This window comes from Arhodomonas sp. KWT (assembly GCF_010993615.1).
Genome location: NZ_WNXE01000133.1, coordinates 5,267 through 7,673 on the forward strand (window position 1 = coordinate 5,267; position 2,407 = coordinate 7,673).

The 2,407-nt window shown below is 70.5% G+C and carries 3 protein-coding genes and 1 pseudogene; all 4 read right to left on the bottom strand.

Going from position 1 to position 2,407, the window contains the following annotated elements; all coding sequences use genetic code 11:
- Positions 1-763, bottom strand: a 763-nt coding sequence (gene lpxB / locus G7A99_RS14735; RefSeq protein ID WP_240466293.1) for a lipid-A-disaccharide synthase, incomplete at its 3' end; no start/stop codon positions are given.
- A 68-nt stretch (positions 764-831) separates the two neighbouring features.
- Positions 832-1,602, bottom strand: coding sequence for an acyl-ACP--UDP-N-acetylglucosamine O-acyltransferase (lpxA, locus tag G7A99_RS14740; RefSeq protein ID WP_163141468.1), 771 nt, complete (start codon positions 1,600-1,602; stop codon positions 832-834).
- Positions 1,599-2,060 carry a 3-hydroxyacyl-ACP dehydratase FabZ gene (fabZ, locus tag G7A99_RS14745; RefSeq protein WP_018718337.1) on the bottom strand — a complete coding sequence of 154 codons (462 nt, stop codon included), beginning with the start codon at positions 2,058-2,060 and terminating at the stop codon, positions 1,599-1,601. Before fabZ ends, lpxA begins: the two co-directional genes overlap by 4 nt.
- A pseudogene (locus tag G7A99_RS14750) lies at positions 2,057-2,407 on the bottom strand (UDP-3-O-(3-hydroxymyristoyl)glucosamine N-acyltransferase); the annotation flags it as partial. The pseudogene G7A99_RS14750 and the gene fabZ, both read right to left, overlap by 4 nt.

Consider the following 2,407-nt stretch of genomic DNA (forward strand, 5'->3'; position numbering starts at 1 on the left):
AGGTCGCCGTGCCGGAGGCGGTGAGCACCACATCCGCCGCCCCCATGACGGTCGCCGCGTCGCCCTCGACGAGACGCACGGCGTCAGCGACACCGACCTTGTCCAGTACCTCCCGGAAACGGGCCGCGAGTGCCGGGGTCGCCATGGGCGCGAGCACGGTGAGTCCCGGGCGCGCCCGACGCAGCCGTTCCACCGCCTGTGCGAACAGCGTGCCCAGGCGTTCGAGCTCCCCCATCCGGCTGCCCGGCAGCACCGCGAGCACGGTGGCGTCGGCGTCCACGCCGAGGGCCGCACGGTAGCCCGCAGTATCGGTCTCCATCGGGAAGCGGTCCGCCGCCGGATGGCCGACGAAGCTCACCGGCACCTCGTGCGCCCGGTAGAACTCGGCCTCGAAGGGCAGCAGCGTAAGCATGCGGTCCACCGACCGGGCGATGCCGCGCACGCGCCCCTGCCGCCACGCCCACACCGAGGGACTGACGTAGTGCACGGTGCGCACCCCGCGCTGTCGCAGCCGGCGAGCGAGCCCGAGATTGAAGTCCGGGGAATCGATGCCGATGAACACGTCCGGCGGATCGGCACTCAGGCGCCGGACGAGGTCCCGGCGCACCGCAAGCAGCCGCGGCAGGTGACGCAGCACCTCGACCAGCCCCATCACGGAGAGCGTCTCCAGCGGATAGAGGCTCTCCAGCCCCTCCGCCGCCATCGCCGGGCCGCCGATGCCCTCGAACCGGACCCCGGGGTGACGGCGTGCGAGCGCACGCATCAGCCCGGCTCCGAGCAGGTCCCCCGAGAGCTCGCCCGCCACCAACGCCACGCGCTGCATGGCGGGCACTAGCGGATGATGCCGCGGCGGCTGTCGCGCACGAACCCGGCCAGGGTCGCGACCGCCGGCTCGGAAGCCCCCTCCAGGGCGGCAACGGCATCCTCGGCGCGCAGGCCCTTGCGGTAGAGCGTCCGGTAGGCGGCCTTGAGCGCGCGCACGGCGTCCCGGGAGAAGGCGTGGCGGCGCAGACCCTCCACGTTCAGGCCCCGGGGCGTGGCCCGCTGGCCGGCGGCCATGACGAACGGCGGCACGTCCCGGTCGACATGGGCACCAAAGGCGAGGAAGCCGTGGGTGCCGAGCCGGCAGAACTGGTGCACCAGCGCATAGCCGCCGAGTATGACGAAGTCCCCGACCTCGACGTGGCCGGCGAGCGAGGCGTTGTTGGCGAAAATGGTATGGCTGCCGATGAGGCAGTCGTGGGCGATGTGGCAGTACGCCATGATCCAGTTGTCGTCGCCCACGCGGGTGACACCGCCGCCCTCCCCGGTGCCGCGGTTGATGGTGACGAACTCGCGGATCGTATTGCCGTGGCCGATCTCGAGGGTCGAGTGCTCGCCCGAGAACTTCTTGTCCTGGGGCTCCTCGCCGACGGAGGCGAACTGGAAGATGCGGTTGTCCCGGCCGATGCGCGTCGGCCCATGGATCACCACGTGGGGGCCGACCCAGGTCCCGGCATCGATGCTGACCTCCGCACCGACGATGCTGTACGCCCCGACCGTCACGCCCTCGGCGATACGCGCCGAGGGATCGATCACCGCCGTGGGATGGATATCGCTCACACTTCCCTCATCGTGCAGCGGATCTCGGCGCTGGCGGCGACCGCACCGTCCACCCGGGCCTCCACGGCGAACATCCAGATCCCGCGCATGTTGCGGTTGAACCGCGCCTCCAGCGTCAGGCAGTCACCGGGCTCCACCGGGCGCTTGAACTTCGCCTTGTCGATGCCGACGAGATAGAAGAGCTTGGAGTCGTCGGGCGTGACCTGCTGGGTGCGGAATGCCAGCAGCCCGCAGGCCTGGGCCAGGGCCTCCAGGATGAGCACTCCGGGCATCACCGCGCGCTGCGGGAAGTGGCCCTGGAAGAAGGGCTCGTTGACGGTGACGTTCTTGATCGCCTCGATCGACTCGCCGGGCACGCACTCGCGCACCCGGTCGACGAGCAGGAACGGATATCGGTGCGGGAGGTAGTTCTTGATCTCGTGGCAGTCCATCCCCGCCGCAGTGTCGCTGTGTGTCATGAGTCCTTCCGTTCGTCCGGTTCCGACGCCGCCAGGCGCCGCTCTAGCTCGCGCAGGCGCCGTGCCATGGCGTCGAGCTGGTTGAAACGCGCTGCATTGCGGCGCCACTCCCGTGCCGTAGCCATGGGCGTGCCCGACGCGTAGACGTCCGCGTTGCGTATGTCGTGGGTGACGCGGGCCATGCCCATCACCACGGTGCCGTCGGCGATGTGGAGGTGCCCGTTGATGCCGGCCCCCCCAGCCACCGTCACCCCACGGCCAATGTGGGTGCTGCCCGCCACCGCGGAGCAGCCGGCCATCACGGAATGCGCCCCCACGTGGCAGTTGTGCGCCACCTGCACGAGGTT